A 19,392-nucleotide genomic window follows, 5' to 3' on the forward strand; every position below is an offset into this window, starting at 1 on the left:
CCGCCGTACCTTTCGGCCGCAATGCGGCATCTGTGTCCCATGTCTTGGGAGGATCGGGGTCAGGTTTCTGCCACGAGGGGGTCCGCCTGGGTTAGTCTCCGCTGATGGCGGATACACCTGCACGACCTGCACTCGACGATATTGATCGCCTGCTGATTCGTGAACTGATGGCCGATGGTCGCGCCACGTTGTCGAACCTGGCCGAGAAGGCGAGCCTGTCGGTGTCCGCCGTGCAATCGCGGGTACGCAGGCTGGAAGCGCGCGGGGTGATCCGCGGCTACACGGCGCACGTCGACCCGGAGGCCCTTGGCCAGCTGTTGTCGGCATTCGTCGCGATCACTCCTCTCGACCCTTCGCAGCCGGATGACGCCCCGGCAGTGTTGCAGCACATCCCCGGGATCGAGGCGTGCCACTCGGTAGCAGGCGATGAGAGCTACATGCTGCTGGTCCGGGTGGCCTCGCCACGGCACCTCGAGCAGCTGCTGCAGGAGATCAGAGCGACCGCCAACGTCAGGACCCGAAGCACCATCATCCTGCAGACATTCTATGACAGGTAGCCGTTACGTGTAATTAATCCGCTTTCCTGTACAGAAACCGTAAATTTTCGTATCCTCGATGGCGTGACCATCGAACTGGAACGCACCCGCCCGGCGGTCACCCCCGCCGCCCGGGTGCACGAGATTCTGTCGGCCAGCATCCTTGCTGATGGCTTCGATTTAGTGCTGGACCTACAACAGTCCCGCGGCTGCAAGCTCGTAGACGAACGCGACGGCAGCTCCTATCTGGACATGTTCGGCTTCTTCGCGTCCAACGCGCTGGGGATGAACCACCCCGCGCTGGCCGAGGACGACGTCTTCCGCGAGGAGCTGGTGACCGCCGCCCTCAACAAGCCGAGCAACTCCGACATCTACACCGTGGAAATGGCCAGGTTCGTCGAGACGTTCGTGCGGGTGCTGGGTGATCCCCGGTTGCCGCACCTGTTCTTCATCGACGGCGGCGGGCTGGCGGTGGAGAACGCGCTGAAGATCGCGTTCGACTGGAAGAGCAGGCACAACGAAAGCAACGGCCGCGCACCGGAACTCGGCACCAAGGTGCTGCACCTGACCGGCGCGTTCCATGGCCGCACCGGCTACACGATGTCGCTGACCAACACCGACCCGGTGAAAACCGCCCGGTTCCCCAAGTTCGACTGGCCGCGCATCGACGCGCCGTTCCTGTCCGACGACCACGACATCGATGAGGTCGAGGCCCGCGCGCTGGACCAGGCGCGCCGCGCGTTCGCCGAAAACCCGCACGACATAGCGTGTTTCATCGCCGAGCCGATCCAGGGCGAGGGCGGCGACCGGCACCTGCGGCCGGAGTTCCTGCAGGCGATGCAGCGGCTCTGCCACGAGAACGACGCGCTGTTCGTGCTCGACGAGGTGCAGACCGGCGTCGGCATGACCGGGACCACCTGGGCCTACCAGCAGCTCGGGGTGCAGCCGGACATCATCGCGTTCGGCAAGAAGACCCAGGTGTGCGGCGTGATGGCCGGCGGGCGGGTCGACGAGGTGCCCGACAACGTGTTCGTGGTCAACTCGCGGATCAACTCGACCTGGGGCGGCAACCTCACCGACATGGTGCGGGTTCGGCGCATTCTCGAGGTGCTGGAGCAGGATTCGCTCATCGAACGGTCCCGTGCGCTCGGCGCGCACCTGCTCGATCGGCTGCAGACCCTGGCCGCGCAGCATCCGAGCATCACCGAACCGCGTGGCCGTGGGCTGATGTGCGCGGTCACCGTGTCGTCGGTGCAGCTGCGCGACGAGGTGCTCACCGCATTGCGCGAGCGTGAACATGTGCTGATCCTCGGCACCGGGGAGCGGAGCATCCGGTTCCGGCCGCCGCTGACGGTGTCCGCCGCCGAACTCGATGCCGCGGTCGACGCGCTGGATCGGGTGCTCGCGGGCTTCGAGTAGGTCGCCACTTCTGCTGCGCGAGGCGGGCCGGACAGAACTCTGTCCGGCCCGTCTCGCGTTTATGCTGCTTAACAGGACGTTTCGGGCAATCCGCTGGCCTCGGCGCGGACTGCCGCGAAACGCCGGTGCCAGCCTTTAGGCTTCGCACCCATGTCATCTCGTCTTCACCCCCTCCTGGCACGGTGCAGCGCGTGAACCGACAGCGCATGTACTCGGGCTGCGCACCCCATACCCTCGTCGTATCGATCGCGGTGCTGACCGCCGTAACCGGTTGCGCCGCCAGCGAAGCCGGGACGGTCGGTCCGCCCGCCGCCCCGGCGCCCACGATCGCGGCGGCCGGCCCGCCGCCGCAGCTGACCGACCTGCTACCCGGGATGCCGCCGCCGCTGTCGCCGACCGACGTCTACGCCGCGAATCGGGAACTGAGTCCGGCTGTGGCGGACCATCGTTCGCTGGTCTATGTGCCCAACAGTGAGTCGCACTCGGTCTCGGTGATCGATCCGGCCACCTTCGAGGTGATCGACAACTTCCCGGCGGGAGGCGCGGAACCGCAGCACGTGGTGCCGTCCTACGACCTGCAGACGTTGTATGTCACCAACGATCTGCCCATCGGCGCGGGCAGTCTGCTGCCGATCGATCCGCGCACCGGCACACCGGGACAACCGATTCCGGTGCGCGACCCCTACAACATGTATTTCACGCCGGACGGTCAGTTCGCGGTGGTGGTGGCCGAGGCCGACAAGTCGCTCGACTTCTACGATCCGCGGACCTGGGAGAAGCTGCACTCGATGGCGGTGCCCGACTGTGCGGGTGTCGACCACATGGACTTCACCGCCGACGGCCGCTTCGCCCTGGCCAGTTGCGAATTCACCGGCCGGATGCTGGTTTTCGACGTCGCCGAGCGCGAGGTGGTCAAGATGATCGACCTGCCCGGCGGGCGCTCCAGCATGCCGCAGGACGTGAAGCTGTCCCCGGACGGGCGCACCTTCTTCATCGCCGACATGGTCGCCGACGGCATCTACACCGTCGACGCACTCACCTTCGAGAACACCGGCTTCGTGCCGACCGGCAAAGGCGCGCACGGACTTTACGTGACTCGCGACTCCAGTCAGATGCTCGTCACCAACCGGCACGAAGGCAGCATCTCGGTGTGGGACTTCGCCGCGAACGCGCTGGTACACAAGTGGTTCCTGCCCGGCGGCGGCAGTCCGGACATGGGCAATATCTCCGCCGACGGACGTGTCTTCTGGGTCTCCGGCCGCCACAACAGCGAGGTCTACGCCGTAGATATCGTCAACTGGGAGTTGTTGGCCCGCATCCCGGTAGGCAAGGGTGCGCACGGGTTGACCGTCTGGCCACAACCCGGTCGCTACTCCACCGGGCATACCGGGGTCATGCGGTAGACGCTGCTGCCGCGCACATTTCGTTGTGCTGCGCACGAAATTGCTAGTGATTTCGTGCGCAGCGGGCGAGGATCTGCGCGGCAGGCGGAGTAGTGGTTCAGTGAGCGATTGGGCGCAGGCCCAGGGCGCCTTCGACGAATCGGTGGACGGTGGTCAGGCCTGCTTCGAGGGCGGGTTCGTAGCCTTTGCGGGCCCAGCCGGTGAGTTCGGCTGTGCCGTCGGCGGTGGGGTGAGCGCCTATTTCGGCGACCATTTCGGCGGTTGTCGGTTCGCATACTGCCCAGGAGAAGTGGGATTCGTCGGCCCAGCCCGCGGTGCGCAGTGCGACGTAGTCGGGGTCGGTGATGCCGCCCTCGGCCAGGGCGGGGCGGTCATCGATGCGGTCGTCGGCGCGCAGGGCGCGCAGATACCAAGTCCCGGCGTTGATCTCGATGGGTTCCATCAGTCGATGGCGTCGCGGCCGCGGTTCCTACGGTCGCCGCGGTCGCGTCGGCGGTCACGACCGCGGTCGTCCTGGTTGTGCCTGCTGCCGAACAGCAGGGCGCCCATCAGCGGGATGGCCAGGAACCACAGCCAGCTGTGGGTGACGAAGAAGAGGATGACCGCGATGATCGGGACGACGGCCATTACCCGCTCCGGCCACTCGGAGAGGAAACCCGACTCCGCCTTCGCGGGCACCGCGGCGGCTTTGACCAGCGGGTCCGGCAGATCGGCGAACACCGGCGTGACGTCGCCGCGGGTGACGGCGGCCGCGACCACCGCGCTGCGCTCGTCGAATTCCGCGACGCTGAGCCGCCCGGCGGCGAAATGATCGGACAGCCGCTGCATCGCTTCCTCGCGTTCCGCGGTGCCGATACGGACTTCGGGTAGCTCCTCCATGAGGAAAGGCTAGCGCCAGGTTCGACACCGTGCGCAAACCGTTGTCGGTTGGTTAGTGACGAGGCTCGCGAAGGGGTGCGGCTCGTGCGATGCGGACGGGGTGTTGTTGACGACACACTGGCCGGTGGGACAGGGCGGGGTTAGGCTCCGAAGGAGGTTGGGTTCTTTGGTCTTCGCGGTGTGAACTGGTGTTTTCCAGTGCTGCCGTGCTTGATCGGAGACCGACGGGCCGGGCCTGGACAAGTCGACGGTGACTGGAGGTTCGCGATGGGGGAGGTGCGATTCGGGGGGTACCGGCTGGAGCGGTTGCTCGGGCGGGGTGGCATGGGTCAGGTCTGGCTGGCATACGACGATGCGGGCGCGCGGTGGGTGGCGTTGAAGCTGCTGCCGACCGAACTCGCGGCGGATGCGGGGTATCGCAAGCGATTCGAGCGCGAGGCCGAGGTGGTGGCCCGGCTGCGTGATCCGCATATTCCGCGGATCCATCGGTTCGGCGAGATCGACGGCCGGCTGTTCATCGATATGGAGTTCGTCGAGGGGCATGATCTGGCCGGCAAGGTGGCCGCCGGAAAGTTGGCGCCCGCCGCGGCCGTCGGGATCGTCGGACAGGTGGCCGTCGCGCTGGATACCGCGCATCGTGCTGGGCTGGTGCACCGAGATGTCAAGCCATCCAACATCGTTGTGCACTCCAGTGGGTTCGCCTATCTGATCGACTTCGGCATCGCGCACGGCATCGGCCAAACCGCGGTCACGACAACCGGATTGGCAATCGGAACGCTGGCTTACATGGCACCGGAGCGGTTCACCGGCAAGGCGGACGCTCGTTCCGATGTGTACTCGCTCGCCTGCGTCCTCTACGAATGCCTTACTGCCGCTCGGCCTTACGGCGACACCGACCCTGCCCAGCAGATGCACGCGCACTTGATGACCGACCCGCCACGCGCCGCCTTGCACAACGCCGCCGTTCCCGCCGCCCTGGACGCCGTCATCGCCCGTGCCATGGCCAAGAGCCCAGCCGACCGCTACGCCACCGCAGGAGACTTCGCCGCTGCGGCGCAAGCGGCGATCGGCACGCAGCCGTCCGTATCGCCGGTACGTTCACCGAAATCGCCCGCACTGACCAAGGTTCTGCCGGAGCCTGGTCCGGCGCCGACTCGGGTGGAAACTCGACTCGAGGTGACGCCTGCGAGTTATCTTCCGCCGCAGTCGTATCCGGCAGCGTCGGCCCGTGCCGTCGAGCAGTACCGAGGGCCCGGCGCGGTGCGTGGGTATTCCGTAGTGCCACAGCGGGATGCCGCTGTATCGGTTGACCATCCGTCGGATTACCGCGCTTCGCGGCCAGGTTCGGTCGCGCCACAGGCGGGTTCGGTTGTACAGCAAGTTGGGGCGGCTGCGCGGGGGTTGCGTGCACTTGTGCTGCCGCGTTCGACCCCGTCGAAGCCGGGAACCGAGGGTCCGGCGGGGCATCCTCGCGTGGTGCAGTCCCGTCCAGGGGTTCCCCAGCAGCGTTATCCCGTCGGGTACGGGCGGAAAGTCTTCCCGGCTCCGGCGAAACGCGCCGAGTATCAGCGGTATTCGGATGCTCGGCGGCCGGTTGTTCCGGTGCGGCGGGCTCGACGCAAGCGCGGCGGGGTGCTGTCCAAGGTGATCGGGGCGCTGGTTGTGGTGTTCCTGACGCCGTTCATGTTGGCGGCCGGGTGTGTGGCGTTGTTGGCGGGCACTCGGGTGAGTGACTCGGGCGGGACCGGTGCGCCGCGGCCGACGGCGATGGCCGAGGAGAATCCGGTGCCACCGCCGGATCAGCCTGAGGCACCGGGACTTCCGGCCGCCGGTACACCGGTGCGGGACGGCAAATTCGAGTTCGTCGTGCGCAACGTCGATACCGGCGTCCACCGGGTCGGACTCCAGTCGGCGACGGGTTCGTTCGTCGTCGTCACTCTCGACGTGCACAACATCTCCGACGAGTCGAAATGGTTCCTCCCGGTCGGCCAGCGCCTGTTCGACGCGCAGGGCACCCCGTTCGACCACAACGTCACCGCGACCATGTGGCAGTCCGCCCAGCACGGCTACAACTACTCGTTCGAACTGCCCCCCGGCCAATCCGCAACCACCCAACTGGTTTTCGACGTGCCCTCCGACACCACCCCAACCCACCTGGAACTACACGACTTCGTCCTGTCCAACGGCGTCGCCGTCCGCCTGGACTAACCCGCCACCGCGTCCGCACCGATCAACCGCTCACCCACTGTGTGCCCCGCTCACCCAGTACACACGGTGTGCAGGTTGAACAGTGGGTGTGCACAGCAACGGTAACGCCTTGGTAAGTACACCTTTACGGAGATCCGGTGAGTGCCGTCAGGCGACGCGGACGGTATCCGAGAGCACTGCGTGCACCGCGCGGCGGCCGATCTCCAGTGCCTCGGTGAGCAGCGTGGTGTCGCGGGCGGCGCTATCGATGTCGGGGGAGCCGAGGGGCGGGTGGACCTGGAGGACGGCGTCGCCGAGTTCGGCGAGGGCGCGGTCTTCGATGGCCTGCTGGTGCGGGCGTCGGATCCAGGCGCGGTAGGCGCCTGGGGCAGTCGCGCGCAGGTAGCCGCCGCCGACGACTCGGTGTAGCAGGGAGGCGGGTGGGCGCTGTTCGTCGATGCGGCGGGTGCGCAGCACGAGCGCGTGCGTGGCGCCGCCGCGGACGGCGGTGCGGATCGGGACGGTTTCGGTGAGGCCGCCGTCGAAGTACTGCGCGTCGCCGAGGGGGACCGGTGGGCCGGCCAGGATGGGCAGGCCCGCGGAGGCCCGCAGCGCGCGCATCAGGGTGCGTTTGTCGACGATGTGCGGGTGCAGGTCCACCGCGCGGCCGGTGCGAATGTCGGTGGCGATGGGGTGAAACGTGGTGGGGTTGGCCAGGATTGCCGGGAAGTTCATTCCCTCGATGCCGTCGTAGACCTGATGCACCAGGTAGCGCAGATCGAAGGCGGGGCGCCCGCGCATCATCCTGGACGGGTCGATGGCGCGGCGCATGATCGCCGGATCGGTCCAGGAGCGCATTCCGGACATCGCGCGCCCGCCGAGCAGCCAGGCACCGTTGATCGCACCCGCCGAGGTGCCGTAGACGGCGTCGAAGACCGCACCGAAGCCGAGTTCCTCGAGCGCCGACACCATGCCGCTGGAGTACACCCCGCGACTGCCGCCACCCTCGACGACGAGCACCAGCCGATTGCCGTCGGCCCGGCTGCCTGCCGTGCGACGGGCGCGGATCATCTCCGCGACGACGGAGACGATCTGCGTACTGGTCACCGGACCACGATACGACAGAGCGGGCGCGGACGTCTTTGTCCTGCGCCCGCTCGAAGCGGTGTTCGCCCTACGTTTACGCGAGCTGCACTACTTGGTCGCATCGAATCCGACGCGAGATCGGTTGGCCTGCTGGATGCGCTCGGTGAATCGCTCGAGCAGGCCGACCAGCTGCTACTTGATCTCGGCGAGCACCGTGCCCTGGGTGATCGCGGCACCGGCCTCGACGGCCAGCCCGGTAACCACACCCGCCTTGTGCGCGGTGACCGGGTTCTCCATCTTCATGGCCTCGAGCACCACGATCAGGTCGCCCGCCTCCACGGTCTGGCCCTCTTCCACGGCCACCTTCACCACGGTGCCCTGCATGGGCGCGGTGACCGCGTCACCGGAGGCCGCACCGGCACCGGCGCCGCCACGCTTGCGCGGCTTGGGCTTCTTGCGGACCACAGCGGCGCCATTGCCCGGGGCGACGGGGCCACCGCCACCGAGGCTGAACTGCCCGGGCAGCGACACCTCGACGCGACGACCGCCGACCTCGACGACCACCTTCTGCCGGGGCAGGTCCTCGTCCTCGTCGGCCTGCGCGTCGCCGGTGAACGGCTCGACGGTGTTGTTCCACTCGTTTTCGATCCACTTGGTGTAGATGTCGAACTTCGTGCCGTCACCGATGAACGCGGGATCTTCGACGACCGCCCGGTGGAACGGGATGACCGTCGCGAGCCCCTCCACGTGGTACTCGGCCAGCGCGCGCCGGGCCCGCTCGAGCGCCTGGGTGCGGTTCTCGCCGGTGACGATCAGCTTGGCCAGCATCGAGTCGAACTGACCGCCGATCACGCTGCCCTCGACCACACCGGAGTCCACCCGCACGCCGGGGCCGCTGGGCTCCCGGTAGACGGTGACCGGTCCGGGCGCGGGCAGGAAGCCGCGACCGGCGTCCTCACCGTTGATGCGGAATTCGAACGAGTGACCGCGCGGGGTCGGGTCTTCCTTGATCGTCAGTTCTTCGCCGTTGGCGATGCGGAACTGCTGGCGCACCAGGTCGATGCCCGCGGTCTCCTCGGTGACCGGGTGCTCGACCTGCAGCCGGGTGTTCACCTCGAGGAACGACACCGTCTCGCCCTGCACCAGGTACTCGACCGTGCCCGCACCGTAGTAGCCGGCTTCGCGGCAGATCGCCTTGGCCGAGGCGTGGATCTTCGCGCGCACGTCGTCGGACAGGAACGGCGCGGGCGCCTCCTCGACCAGCTTCTGGAACCGGCGCTGCAGCGAGCAGTCGCGGGTACCCGCGACCACCACGTTGCCGTGCTGGTCGGCGATGACCTGCGCCTCGACGTGGCGGGCCTTGTCCAGGTACTGCTCGACGAAGCACTCGCCGCGACCGAACGCGGCGACCGCCTCGCGGGTGGCCGACTCGAACAGCTCGGGGATCTCCTCGATGGTGTGCGCGACCTTCATGCCGCGGCCACCGCCACCGAAGGCGGCCTTGATCGCGACCGGCACGCCGTACTCCTTGGCGAAGGCGACGACCTCGTCGGCGTTCTTCACCGGGTCCTTGGTGCCCGCGGCCATCGGGGCCTTGGCGCGCTCGGCGATGTGCCGCGCGGTGACCTTGTCGCCGAGGTCGCGGATCGACTGCGGCGACGGGCCGATCCAGATCAGCCCGGCGTCGAGCACGGCCTGGGCGAAGTCGGCGTTCTCGGAAAGGAATCCGTAGCCGGGGTGGATGGCGTCGGCACCGGAGCGCGACGCGGCATCGAGGATCTTGTCGAATACGAGGTACGACTCGGCCGAGGTCTGGCCGCCGAGCGCGAACGCCTCGTCGGCGAGCTTCACGAATGGGGCTTCGGCATCCGGCTCCGCGTAGACCGCGACGCTACCGATGCCCGCGTCCTTGGCCGCCCGAATCACGCGCACGGCGATCTCGCCTCGATTAGCTACGAGTACCTTGGTGATCCGTGCGCTGGCATGGCTGGGCACTGAGCCTCCTGTGTGAAATCTTGGTCGCCCCGTGGTCGACGAAACTACGTCTGGGCGAGTGTAGGCAGTCTGCCAACAGACGCCGAACTCGGCCAGTCCTACTGGACAGTAGGCGGCGCGGCGCCAACCGGCTACCCCCAGCAGAAGGCGTGCGTGCGCTACTTGCCGCGGGCCCGGCGGGCGGTACCGGCCGGGGCAGCACCGGGTTCAGTCCCCTTGGCGATCGGCATGCGCACCGAATTGCCCCATTCGGTCCACGAACCGTCGTAATTGCGCACGGTGTCGAACCCGAGCAGATAGGTCAGCACGAACCAGGTGTGGCTGGAGCGTTCGCCGACCCGGCTGTAGACCACCAGATCGTCCTCGGCGGCCAGCGCGCCGTAGATCGCGTCCAGCTCGGTGCGCGAGCGGAACCGGCCGTCGTTGTTGAAGGCCTCGGTCCACGGAATGTTCGCGGCGGTGGGGATGTGCCCGCCGCGCAACGCCGCGTCCTCCGGATTGATCGGCGGCTGGATGAGCGCGCCGGAGTACTCCTCGGGCGAACGCACGTCGATCAGCGGCTTGCCGAGGTGGGCCAGCACGTCCTCGCGGAACGCGCGGGCGCTGCTGTCGTCGCGTTTGACCGCCGGATAGTCGCTGGGGGTGAGGTGCGGGGTGTCGAAGGTGGTGTCGCGTTCCTCGGAAATCCACGCGCCACGACCGCCGTCCAGCAATCGCACATCTTTGTGTCCGAACAAAGTGAAAACCCACAATGTGTGCGCCGCCTGCGCGTTGCCCCGGTCACCGTAGATCACCACGGTATCGTCTCGCTCGATTCCCTTGGCGCGCATCAACTCGGTGAATCGGGCTCCGTCGATGTAGTCACGGGTGACCGGATCGTTCAGATCGCCACGCCAATCGATCTTGGTAGCGCCGGGAACATGTCCTATGTCATACAGCAATATGTCCTCGTTGGACTCGACGATCTTGAGTCCTGACGTGCCGATGTTTGCCGACAGCCACTCCGTGGTTACTAGTCGGTGAGGATGTGCGTAAGAACCAAATGCGGGATGAGGGTCCGGAGCAGCGGGCACGATGTGGGTCCTTCACGCGTGGTAGACGGTGGTTTCAGCGGTTCGGGTCTCACAGTGATGGTATGTGTGAGGCGTTAGTGGCTCTCGTTTCAGATCACAAATCGGCTGAATGAGCGAATAAATCGCACCTGCATCCGATAAAGTCTCCCGGGAGGAGGGGTGAGCTATGTCCGATTCTTGGCCGCGGCGGCGACTGCTCGCGATCCTACGTGGCGCCAGCGAGCCTCTCGACGCCCAGGAACTGGCCAGAATCACCGGACAACACGTCACCACGGTTCGGTTTCATCTGGACGTGCTCACCAGGGAATCCCTGGTGCGGCAATTTCAGCAACCGCCGCGGGGTCGCGGTCGTCCGCGCATCGGATACAGCGCGGTGCAGCGATCGGTCGGTTATCAGGAACTCGCGCAGGTGCTCGCCGATCAGCTCGGTCCCGATCCGCGCAGGCGCTCCGAGGCGGCCATCGCGGCCGGGCGTTCCTGGGGCGCGAAACTCGACGCCGGTGACCATCGGATCGAATCACTGGAAGAAGCCAAAGACGTCGCCATGACGGTGCTTTCGGAGCTCGGCTTCGCGCCGGAACGCGATCCGAACGAGACCACCGAGCAGGCGTTGATCCGGCTGACCGCCTGCCCGCTGCGCGAACTCGCCCGCACGCACTCCGAAGTGGTGTGCGGTGTGCATCTCGGCCTGATCAAAGAGGTCCTCGACCGCAGCGGTGCGCGCGGTGAGGTGAACGTGCGCCTGCATCCGTTCGTCGAGCCGGAACTGTGTGTGGTCCGGCTGGAGATGATGGCGCGGCGCGAGCAGGAGATGCGCCGCGAGCCGGACGGCCGCGAGGTCGTCACGGTGCCGGTGGCCGGCGATACGGCGGGCTCGGAGCCGCTGATCGCGCCGCCGTCAGGTGGCCGGGTGGCCCCACAGCTGCGTAACGGCGACCCCAACGTCGCCAAGCAGTCGGCGCAGCAGTGGTAGACCGATGCCGATCACGCTCGACGGATCGCCGTCGATGCGCTCGACGAACCAGCCGCCCAGTCCGTCGAGGGTGAACGCGCCCGCCACCTGGAGCGGCTCGCCGGTGGCGATGTAGGCGTCCAGCTCGTCGGGTTCCGGCTTGGCGAAATGCACTGTGGTGGAACTGCAGTCGATGGCCTCGGCGGTGATGCGGCCGTCCCGCAGACGCAGGACGCAGTGTCCGGTCACCAGATCGGCGCTGCGCCCGGCCATTTCGCCCCAGCGGGCCCTGGCCACCTCGGCGGTGTGCGGCTTGCCCTGCAGCTCGCCGTCCACCAGCAGCATCGAATCACAGCCGACGACAACACAATCGGCGCCGAGTTCGGGAATCGTCGCGGCGACCGCCGCGGCTTTGGCCTTGGCCAACTCGACGACGACCACCTCGGGCGAGGTGCCGTCGGGCAGCGCGGCCTGGAGTGCGTCCTCGTCCACATCGGACACCCGGACGATCGGATCGATGCCCGCCGAGCGGAGTACTTCCCGGCGGGCCGGGGACGCGGAGGCGAGAACGAACCGCGTCACGACTGCGCCTCGCTGGCGCTCGGCTCCGTCGCGCCCCGGGCGGCTGTGTCGTCGGTTCGCTCGCTGCGCTCGCTCACCCGCGCAGGTGCGACAGCTGCGGGAAGGCGTAGGGGGAGAACGGGGAGGTGCCCCGGTGCATGAAGGTGGGGCGACCCCACATGTCCGCCGGACCGGTCGAACCGGCCGCCGCGCTCTCCGCGGCCGCGGACAGCACACAGACCAGCGCGGCGATCTCCTCGTCGCTCGGGTTGCCCTTCACCACGGTGAAGAACGGCGCCGCGGCTTGAGCCGCGGACTCGGCGACAGGCGCGTCGACCTGCGCCGCCTCGACCTCGTCGGTGATCGTGCCGACGGTCAGGTCGAGTTCGGCGGCGGTCAAAACATCTTCTTCTGCCACGGTCGTCACAGTGCCAGATCCTCTCTTTGCCTGATCAGGCGTGTTCCCTGTTAGAAATCAGCGGGGGCCGATGATGCGATCATCCTCGGATCCACTCATTGCGTCGCTACAACCAGTGTGCGCGGCCCACCGAGAGTATCGCTGGAGCGCGGCCGGGTGTTGCGGCCGGAATCACAGCGGGATGTTGCCGTGCTTCTTCGGCGGCAGCGTTACCATCTTGCGCTCGAGCAGGCGCAATGCCGAGACGATCTGGCCGCGGGTGTGCGAGGGCGGGATGACCGCGTCCACATAGCCGCGTTCGGCGGCGATGTAGGGATTCACCAAAGTGTCCTCGTACTCGTTCTGCAGCTGAAGCCGCAGCGCATCGACGTCATCGCCGCCCTTGGCCGCGTCGGCGAGCTGCTTGCGGTAGACGAACCCGACGGCGCCGGAGGCACCCATCACGGCGATCTGCGCGGTCGGCCAGGCCAGGTTCACGTCGGCGCCCATGTGCTTGGAGCCCATCACGTCGTACGCGCCGCCGTAGGCCTTGCGGGTGATGACCGTGATCTTTCCCACAGTCGCCTCGCCGTAGGCGTAGAGCAGCTTCGCGCCGCGCCGGATGATGCCGTTGTACTCCTGGCCGGTGCCGGGCAGGAAGCCGGGCACATCGACCAGGGTGAGGATCGGAATGTTGAACGCGTCGCAGGTGCGCACGAACCGCGCGGCCTTCTCCGAGGCGTCGATGTCCAGGCAGCCCGCGAACTGGGTGGGCTGGTTGGCCACGATGCCGACGCTGCGGCCGTCGATCCGGCCGAAGCCGACGATGATGTTCATCGCGCGCTCGGCCTGCACCTCGAGGAACTCGTCGTCGTCGAGCAGACGGCGGATCACCTCGTGCATGTCGTAGGGCTGGTTCGGCGAGTCCGGGATGATCGAGTCCAGCTCGCGGTCCTCGTCGGTGAGCGAGTCCTCGATCGCACCCTCGATCGGGTCGGTGGCCGGGAAGCGCGGCGCCTCGGCGCGGTTGTTGCTCGGCAGGTAGGACAGCAGGTCCTTGACGTAGTCGAGCGCGTCCTGCTCGCCGGAGGCGACGTAGTGCGCCACACCGGATTTCACCATGTGCGTCTGCGCGCCACCCAGGTCCTCCATGGTGACGTCCTCGCCGGTGACCGTCTTGATGACGTCGGGTCCGGTGACGAACATCTGGCTGGTCCCGTCGACCATCACCACGAAGTCGGTGAGCGCGGGGGAGTACACGTGGCCGCCCGCGGCCGCGCCCATGATCAGCGAGATCTGCGGGATCACGCCGGAGGCCTGGATGTTGCGGTGGAAGATCTCGCCGTAGAGGCCGAGCGAGACGACACCCTCCTGGATGCGCGCGCCCGCGCCCTCGTTGATGCCGACCAGCGGACGGCCGGTCTTGAGCGCCAGGTCCATCACCTTGACGATCTTCTCGCCGTAGACCTCGCCGAGGCTGCCACCGAACACGGTGACGTCCTGGCTGAAGATGCACACGTCGCGGCCGTCGATGGTGCCGTACCCGGTCACCACGCCGTCGCCGAGCGGGCGGTTGTCGGCCAGGCCGAAGTTCACGCTGCGGTGCCGCGCCAGTGCGTCGAGTTCGACGAAGGAGCCCTCGTCCAGCAGCGCCAGGATGCGCTCGCGGGCGGTCATCTTGCCCTTGGCGTGCACCTTGTCGACCGCGGCCTCACCCATCGGGTGCTGTGCCTCATCCAGCCGATTCCGCAGGTCAGCCAGCTTCCCGGCGGTGGTGTGGATGTCGGGGGCGCCCGCTGGATCTTGTGCGGACTGCTGCTGGACACTCGTCATGGCTCCGGAGTGTAACGAGTGACAGTGGTTCCCACTAACCCAGTAGGGGCTACCGGTGGGTAAAAAGCGCAGCTAGATCGTGTTGTCGAGGTGAATTTTCGGGTCTTTTGGCGCGATTGCGCCGGTAGGAAATCGGTATCAATCCAGATGGGGGACCAGTTAGCCTGGGGGAGTCCAGTTTTCGTGCTCAGGGGGAGGAGCCCAGTTATGTGGGAATGGAGCAAGACCGTCGCGGAATACGCGGCCGCGGCGTCGTGGACGAGCTGTCACAACTTCGAGAACGAGCCGACGATCCTAGACCCGGAAAACAAGCCCGAGGTCACCCATGGGAATGCCGAAGGGGCCGACGGTGCGGCACGCGCACCGAGTAGCTACGTCCTCGTCGGCTAGTCGACTGCGACCTCGTCGGTCAGGCCGCCGCGCACCAAGTAGCCTGCCCGAGTGACCAGGTCTCCGTTAGATGCAGAGCAGTTGCGACGCAGTCTTGTCGAACAGCCCGAGCTGTCGTTCTTCCGCCACATCGAGGTGGTGGAGTCGACCGGGTCCACCAACGCGGACCTGATCGCGCGCGCAGGCGAACCGGACGCCGACCGCGCGGTACTCCTTGCAGAGGCGCAGGAGCAAGGGCGCGGCAGACACGCACGCACCTGGGTCAGCCCGCCGCGGGCGCAGATCTCCATGTCGCTGTTGGTGCGACTGGCCGGGATCGAGCCCGCGGTGCTCGGCTGGCTGCCGCTGCTCACCGGCATCGCCGTGGTGGACGCACTGCGCGCGACGGCCGGGGTGGACGCGAACCTCAAGTGGCCCAACGATGTGCTGATCGGTGGCCGCAAAGTGGCGGGCATCCTGGCCGAGGTCGCGACGAGTAACGACGCACCGGCGGTGGTCATCGGGATGGGGCTGAATGTCAGCCTCACCGAGGCGGAACTGCCGGTGCCCCATGCCATTTCGCTCACCATCGCCGGTGCCGAGAACACCGATCGCACGCTGCTGGTGCAGTCGATGCTGACCGAATTCGCCCGTCGTTTCACGGCCTGGCGCGACGCGGACTGGCAGACCACCGACCTCGCTGCCGCCTACCGCGAGCGGTGCGCGACGCTGGGCGTGCAGGTGCGCGCCGAATTGCCCGGTGGCCGAACGCTTACCGGCATCGCCACCGATATCGACGACGCGGGTCGCCTGCTGATCGGCGACCAGCCGGTCTCGGCCGGCGACGTCACGCACCTGCGCGCCGAGTACTGAAAGCGCGCGTCGAGAACTGAAAACAAAAGAGCCGCACGGTTTCTGGCTTCCCGCACCGGCATCGGCGCGTGAAATCGGAAACGGTGCGGCTCTTCGGCGTCAGGCGGGCTGCAACGCGGCCTTCGCGGCCTCCCTGGCGAACATGCGGTCGCGCTGTTCCTCGAACTTGAGCACGTCCTGCTCCAGCTTCTCGATGAACACGCCGAGCTCCTCCCGCGCCTGCTCGCCGCGCGGCCCGAAGTCGTTGCGCTCGAAGATGTTCCACTGCTTGAGCACCGGCGCGACCACGTCTTCCAGATGCTGGCGCAGATCGTAGATGCCGTGCTTGGCCATCAGCACGCCGTTGCGGCGGAAGTTGGGCATGCCCGCGCCCGGCATGATGAAGTGCGTCAGGATCTTGGTGATCGCCATCATCGCCTGATCGGGCGCCAGGTCCAGGCCCGCGCCGCACATGTTGCGGTAGAAGATCATGTGCAGGTTCTCGTCGGCGGCGATGCGCTGCAGCATGCGATCGGCGATCGCGTCGTTGCACACCCGGCCGGTGTTGCGGTGCGAGACGCGGGTGGCCAGCTCCTGGAACGTCACATAGGTGACGCTCTCCATGAATCCGCCCCAGTTGTCCGGCGCGGCAACCCCGTTCGTCATGTGGATCATCCGCGCTTCTTCGAGCGCGACCGGATCCACGCCGCGGGTGACCACCAGGTAGTCGCGGATGGCGATGCCGTGCCGGTTCTCCTCGGCGGTCCATCGGCCGACCCAGGTGCCCCACGCGCCGTCCTGGGAGAAGTTCTCGGCGATCTCGCGGTGGTAGGAGGGCAGGTTGTCCTCGGTGAGCAGGTTGGTGATCATGGCGACCTTGGCCACCTCGCTCAGCTTGGATTGCTCGGGCGCCCAATCCTGCCCGCCCATCGCGGCGAAATTGCGGCCCTCGTCCCACGGGATGTAGTCGTGCGGGTGCCAGTCCTTCGCCAACGACAGGTGCCGGTTGAGATTCTGTTCGGCCACCGGCTGAAGTTCGGTCAGGATTTCCAGCTGAGTCAGGTCTTTGGTCACACATGCCTCCACGGTCGTATTCGGCGACTTTGTTCGAGCAGAACTGCTTGCGGACAGAGCGTTCGAGCCAGATCGAACGGAGCACACCAGCGCGGATCGGACACACGCAGGCAGACGATTGTGCAGCACGACGCGGTTCAGTGTCCGGCATTTCGGCATCTTTACGCGGTAGTGTTCCCGCCATGGGTTATCCGGAGGATGTGCTTGCGCCGGAAGAGCAGCTGATCCTGCACCGTCATCCGCATTGGAAGATGTTGTTCTGGCCGATCGTGACGTTGATCGTGATCACCGCACTCGCCGGTTTCGCAGGGGGACTCGCTTCGCGCAAAGCCGAGGGGACCACGCGGACGGCACTGCTGATCGCGGTGCTCGTGGTCTGGCTGGTCGTCGTCGTGTGGCGTTGTGTCGCACCGGTTCTCAGCTGGAAGTCGACGCATTTCATCATCACCGACCGGCGCGTGCTGGTCCGGCAGGGCGTGCTCACGCACACCGGCATCGACATTCCGATGAGCCGCATCTCGAGCGTGCAGTTCCGGCACGGGCTGTTCGACCGGATGCTCGGAACCGGCACGCTGATCATCGAATCGTCCTCCTCGGAACCGCTCGAATTCGACGACATTCCGGCCGTGCAGAAGGTGCACGCGTTGATGTACCACCAAGTCTTCGACGTCGAAAACGGCGATAACGGACGCGGCGAGCACCGGAGCGAGCACGGCGACTACCGATGAATGAAGCATCACGCATGAGGGGTAAGGGGCGGGTAACGGGTAGGCCCGTTAACCTGGGCATATGACGGCCGTACTGCTAGCAGAAGACGACGAGGCGATTGCCGCGCCGTTGTCGCGCGCCCTGGGGCGCGAGGGGTACTCGGTGACCGTCGAGCGCTTCGGTCCCGCCGTGCTCGAGCGGGCACTGGAGGGCCATCACGATCTCTTGATTCTCGACCTCGGCCTGCCCGGCATGGACGGGCTCGAGGTGTGCCGTCAGGTGCGCGCTCGCGGCGCCGACCTGGCCGTGCTGATGCTCACCGCGCGCACCGACGAGGTGGACTTCGTGGTCGGGTTGGACGCGGGCGCCGACGATTACGTCGGCAAGCCGTTCCGCCTGGCCGAGCTGCTCGCCCGGGTGCGAGCGTTGTTGCGGCGCAGCGGGATCGGCGACGACACAGTGGAGGTCGGCGGCATCCGGCTGGAGCCCGCCGCGCGCCGGGTCCTGGTGAACGGCGTCGAGATCGGCCTGGCGAACAAGGAATACGAGTTGCTGAAGGTGCTGATCGATCGCGCGGGCCAGGTGGTGCCGCGCGAGACCATCCTGCGCGAGGTGTGGGGCGACGCCGAACTACGCGGCTCCAAGACCCTCGACATGCACATGTCCTGGCTGCGTCGCAAGATCGGCGACGAGGGCCCGATGGCCGAGCGGCGGATCGTCACCGTGCGCGGTGTCGGGTTCCGGCTGAACACCGACTGACGTGCGACGCCGAATCCTGCGGTCCATGCTCACCGTGCTGACCCTCACCACGGTGGTGCTCGGGTTGCCACTGATCTACACGGCCTGGCTGTGGGTCGAGGACATCACCCGCGACGACCTGCAGAGCAAACTCGAGCGGATCGCCACGGCGATCATCGTCCAGGAGCAGGGCGACGGCATGGTGCTCGGTGAGCTGGACACCCGATCGGTGCAGCCGCTGCTCCCACAGGACGGCAAGCTCACCATCATCTATCCGGCGCCACAGGACAACGCCTCCCGAGTGGACATCGGCGTGACCCAGGTTTCCGACCCCCTGGTCGAGTCGCTGTCGATGGGAACCAAGGGGTCGCTGCGCCTGGAGGTCCCCTCGGCGCCGATGCACGCCAGGCAGCGTCAGGCCGTCGCAGTGGTGGCCTTGGCGGTGCTGGCCTCGCTCGGTGCCGCGGTCTCGGTCGCGGTGATCACCGCGCGCCGGGTGGCCGACCCGCTGCGCGATGTGGCGGCGCGGGCCGCGCGGCTGGCCATGGGTGACTTCCGGCCGGACCCGCGCAGGCACGGCATCTCCGAACTCGATCGGGTCTCCGACGTGCTCGACTCGGCGACAGTGGAGATCGCCGGGCGGCTGCAGCGTGAGCATGCCCTGGTCGCGGATGTCTCGCATCAGCTGCGTAGCCGGCTCACCGCGGTGCGTCTGCGGCTGGACGAGTTGTCCACGCACGCCGATCAAGAGGTGGTGCACGAGGCCGAGGAGGCGATGGCGCAGGTCGATCGGCTCACCGACGCGATCGACGATCTGGTGCGCGCGTCCCGCGACGAGGACGCCGCCGATCTGGATCCGGTGCCGGTGATGGAGGAACTGCGCGGGGTCGTCACCGAGTGGACGCATCCGTTCACCGAGAAGGGCCGGTCGCTGAAGTTGATCGGCGACGAGTCGCTGCTGGCGCCGATCACCGGATCGCGTCTGCGCGAAGCGGTTTCGGTGCTCGTGGACAACGCGCTGATGCACGGCGGCGGGACCTGCACGGTGTCGGTGCGAACCGTGCGGCCCGGTGTCGATCGGGATCCGCTGGTCTGTGTGGAGGTCGCCGACGAAGGTGACGGGGTGCGGGATGAATTGGCACCGCACATTTTCGACCGGGGTTTCTCCGCGGGCGGCTCGACCGGTGTGGGCCTGGCATTGGCCAGAGCATTGGTGGAAGCCGACGGTGGGCGGCTGGAATTGCAGCGACGACGGCCCGCGCTGTTCGCGGTGTTCCTCGGCTCTTCCGCGTACCGCACGGTGAACGCGGTGGTCACCGAGCCGCGGTGA

19 protein-coding genes are annotated in these 19,392 nt (G+C 67.2%); 10 read left to right on the forward strand and 9 right to left on the reverse strand.

Going from position 1 to position 19,392, the window contains the following annotated elements:
- Positions 1-104: 104 nt before the first annotated feature.
- From ACIBK2_RS10320 to ACIBK2_RS10330, 3 genes are all read left to right on the forward strand, one after another.
- On the forward strand, positions 105-557 hold the full coding sequence (locus tag ACIBK2_RS10320) for an Lrp/AsnC family transcriptional regulator (RefSeq protein ID WP_150404358.1): 453 nt from the start codon (positions 105-107) through the stop codon (positions 555-557).
- 63 nt (positions 558-620) lie between these two features.
- Entirely contained in the window at positions 621-1,955 is a 1,335-nt protein-coding gene (gene lat / locus ACIBK2_RS10325) for an L-lysine 6-transaminase (RefSeq protein WP_396965656.1), read from the forward strand.
- Between the two features lie 191 nt (positions 1,956-2,146).
- Positions 2,147-3,358, forward strand: coding sequence for a beta-propeller fold lactonase family protein (locus tag ACIBK2_RS10330; protein ID WP_396965658.1), 1,212 nt, complete (start codon positions 2,147-2,149; stop codon positions 3,356-3,358).
- A gap of 97 nt (positions 3,359-3,455) precedes the next feature.
- Here ACIBK2_RS10330 and ACIBK2_RS10335 read toward each other — a convergent pair whose 3' ends face one another.
- Together ACIBK2_RS10335 and ACIBK2_RS10340 are read right to left on the reverse strand one after the other, a co-directional pair.
- Positions 3,456-3,800, reverse strand: a complete 345-nt coding sequence (locus ACIBK2_RS10335) for a hypothetical protein (protein ID WP_396965660.1) — start codon at positions 3,798-3,800, stop codon at positions 3,456-3,458.
- Positions 3,800-4,237, reverse strand: a complete 438-nt coding sequence (locus ACIBK2_RS10340) for a DUF1707 domain-containing protein (RefSeq protein ID WP_396965662.1) — start codon at positions 4,235-4,237, stop codon at positions 3,800-3,802. Before ACIBK2_RS10340 ends, ACIBK2_RS10335 begins: the two co-directional genes overlap by 1 nt.
- Before the next feature lie 267 nt (positions 4,238-4,504).
- On the opposite strand from ACIBK2_RS10340, the gene ACIBK2_RS10345 reads away from it, so the two are divergent.
- Positions 4,505-6,445 carry a protein kinase gene (locus ACIBK2_RS10345; protein WP_396965664.1) on the forward strand — a complete coding sequence of 647 codons (1,941 nt, stop codon included), beginning with the start codon at positions 4,505-4,507 and terminating at the stop codon, positions 6,443-6,445.
- A gap of 147 nt (positions 6,446-6,592) precedes the next feature.
- On the opposite strand, the gene ACIBK2_RS10350 is transcribed toward ACIBK2_RS10345, so the two are convergent.
- The 3 genes from ACIBK2_RS10350 to ACIBK2_RS10360 form a co-directional block, all read right to left on the reverse strand.
- Positions 6,593-7,531, reverse strand: a complete 939-nt coding sequence (locus ACIBK2_RS10350) for a patatin family protein (protein WP_396965665.1) — start codon at positions 7,529-7,531, stop codon at positions 6,593-6,595.
- Between the two features lie 171 nt (positions 7,532-7,702).
- Entirely contained in the window at positions 7,703-9,505 is a 1,803-nt protein-coding gene (locus ACIBK2_RS10355; protein WP_396965667.1) for an acetyl/propionyl/methylcrotonyl-CoA carboxylase subunit alpha, read from the reverse strand.
- A gap of 158 nt (positions 9,506-9,663) precedes the next feature.
- Positions 9,664-10,578 carry a sulfurtransferase gene (locus tag ACIBK2_RS10360; protein WP_396965669.1) on the reverse strand — a complete coding sequence of 305 codons (915 nt, stop codon included), beginning with the start codon at positions 10,576-10,578 and terminating at the stop codon, positions 9,664-9,666.
- Between the two features lie 166 nt (positions 10,579-10,744).
- Here ACIBK2_RS10360 and ACIBK2_RS10365 point away from each other — a divergent pair, with 166 nt between their 5' ends.
- Positions 10,745-11,551, forward strand: coding sequence for a helix-turn-helix transcriptional regulator (locus tag ACIBK2_RS10365; protein WP_396965671.1), 807 nt, complete (start codon positions 10,745-10,747; stop codon positions 11,549-11,551).
- Here ACIBK2_RS10365 and ACIBK2_RS10370 read toward each other — a convergent pair.
- From ACIBK2_RS10370 to ACIBK2_RS10380, 3 genes are all read right to left on the reverse strand, one after another.
- On the reverse strand, positions 11,477-12,112 hold the full coding sequence (locus tag ACIBK2_RS10370; RefSeq protein ID WP_379286422.1) for a Maf family protein: 636 nt from the start codon (positions 12,110-12,112) through the stop codon (positions 11,477-11,479). The genes ACIBK2_RS10365 and ACIBK2_RS10370 overlap by 75 nt on opposite strands.
- A 73-nt stretch (positions 12,113-12,185) precedes the next feature.
- Positions 12,186-12,518 (reverse strand): acyl-CoA carboxylase subunit epsilon, encoded by a 333-nt coding sequence (locus ACIBK2_RS10375; RefSeq protein WP_396965674.1) that lies wholly within the window; start codon positions 12,516-12,518, stop codon positions 12,186-12,188.
- Positions 12,519-12,680: 162 nt separating this feature from the next.
- A complete protein-coding gene (locus ACIBK2_RS10380; RefSeq protein ID WP_379286419.1) occupies positions 12,681-14,321 on the reverse strand; it encodes an acyl-CoA carboxylase subunit beta in 1,641 nt (546 codons plus the stop codon).
- A gap of 207 nt (positions 14,322-14,528) precedes the next feature.
- Between ACIBK2_RS10380 and ACIBK2_RS10385 the strand changes: the two genes are divergently transcribed.
- Both ACIBK2_RS10385 and ACIBK2_RS10390 read left to right on the forward strand, forming a co-directional pair.
- Positions 14,529-14,711 carry a hypothetical protein gene (locus ACIBK2_RS10385; protein ID WP_396965676.1) on the forward strand — a complete coding sequence of 61 codons (183 nt, stop codon included), beginning with the start codon at positions 14,529-14,531 and terminating at the stop codon, positions 14,709-14,711.
- Between the two features lie 51 nt (positions 14,712-14,762).
- Positions 14,763-15,563 carry a biotin--[acetyl-CoA-carboxylase] ligase gene (locus tag ACIBK2_RS10390; RefSeq protein WP_396965678.1) on the forward strand — a complete coding sequence of 267 codons (801 nt, stop codon included), beginning with the start codon at positions 14,763-14,765 and terminating at the stop codon, positions 15,561-15,563.
- Positions 15,564-15,662: 99 nt separating this feature from the next.
- Here the strand turns inward: ACIBK2_RS10390 and ACIBK2_RS10395 are convergent, their stop codons facing one another.
- Entirely contained in the window at positions 15,663-16,616 is a 954-nt protein-coding gene (locus tag ACIBK2_RS10395) for an acyl-ACP desaturase (RefSeq protein ID WP_396965680.1), read from the reverse strand.
- A gap of 182 nt (positions 16,617-16,798) precedes the next feature.
- On the opposite strand from ACIBK2_RS10395, the gene ACIBK2_RS10400 reads away from it, so the two are divergent.
- From ACIBK2_RS10400 to ACIBK2_RS10410, 3 genes are all read left to right on the forward strand, one after another.
- Positions 16,799-17,344: a PH domain-containing protein gene (locus ACIBK2_RS10400; RefSeq protein ID WP_396965682.1), complete on the forward strand. Its 546-nt coding sequence runs from the start codon at positions 16,799-16,801 to the stop codon at positions 17,342-17,344.
- 61 nt (positions 17,345-17,405) lie between these two features.
- Entirely contained in the window at positions 17,406-18,083 is a 678-nt protein-coding gene (locus tag ACIBK2_RS10405) for a response regulator transcription factor (RefSeq protein ID WP_150408010.1), read from the forward strand.
- A gap of 1 nt (position 18,084) precedes the next feature.
- Positions 18,085-19,392 (forward strand): sensor histidine kinase, encoded by a 1,308-nt coding sequence (locus tag ACIBK2_RS10410; RefSeq protein WP_396965685.1) that lies wholly within the window; start codon positions 18,085-18,087, stop codon positions 19,390-19,392.

Source organism: Nocardia sp. NPDC050175, from assembly GCF_044459885.1.
Lineage (GTDB): Bacteria > Actinomycetota > Actinomycetes > Mycobacteriales > Mycobacteriaceae > Nocardia.

Bases quoted from the DNA above. Each gene is read 5' to 3' on its own strand.
- ACIBK2_RS10320 (WP_150404358.1), top strand. From the start codon at position 105: ATGGCGGATACACCTGCACGACCTGCACTCGACGATATTGATCGCCTG.
- ACIBK2_RS10335 (WP_396965660.1), bottom strand. From the start codon at position 3,800: ATGGAACCCATCGAGATCAACGCCGGGACTTGGTATCTGCGCGCCCTG.
- ACIBK2_RS10340 (WP_396965662.1), bottom strand. From the start codon at position 4,237: ATGGAGGAGCTACCCGAAGTCCGTATCGGCACCGCGGAACGCGAGGAA.
- ACIBK2_RS10345 (WP_396965664.1), top strand. From the start codon at position 4,505: ATGGGGGAGGTGCGATTCGGGGGGTACCGGCTGGAGCGGTTGCTCGGG.
- ACIBK2_RS10365 (WP_396965671.1), top strand. From the start codon at position 10,745: ATGTCCGATTCTTGGCCGCGGCGGCGACTGCTCGCGATCCTACGTGGC.
- ACIBK2_RS10380 (WP_379286419.1), bottom strand. From the start codon at position 14,321: ATGACGAGTGTCCAGCAGCAGTCCGCACAAGATCCAGCGGGCGCCCCC.
- ACIBK2_RS10385 (WP_396965676.1), top strand. From the start codon at position 14,529: ATGTGGGAATGGAGCAAGACCGTCGCGGAATACGCGGCCGCGGCGTCG.
- ACIBK2_RS10400 (WP_396965682.1), top strand. From the start codon at position 16,799: ATGGGTTATCCGGAGGATGTGCTTGCGCCGGAAGAGCAGCTGATCCTG.
- ACIBK2_RS10405 (WP_150408010.1), top strand. From the start codon at position 17,406: ATGACGGCCGTACTGCTAGCAGAAGACGACGAGGCGATTGCCGCGCCG.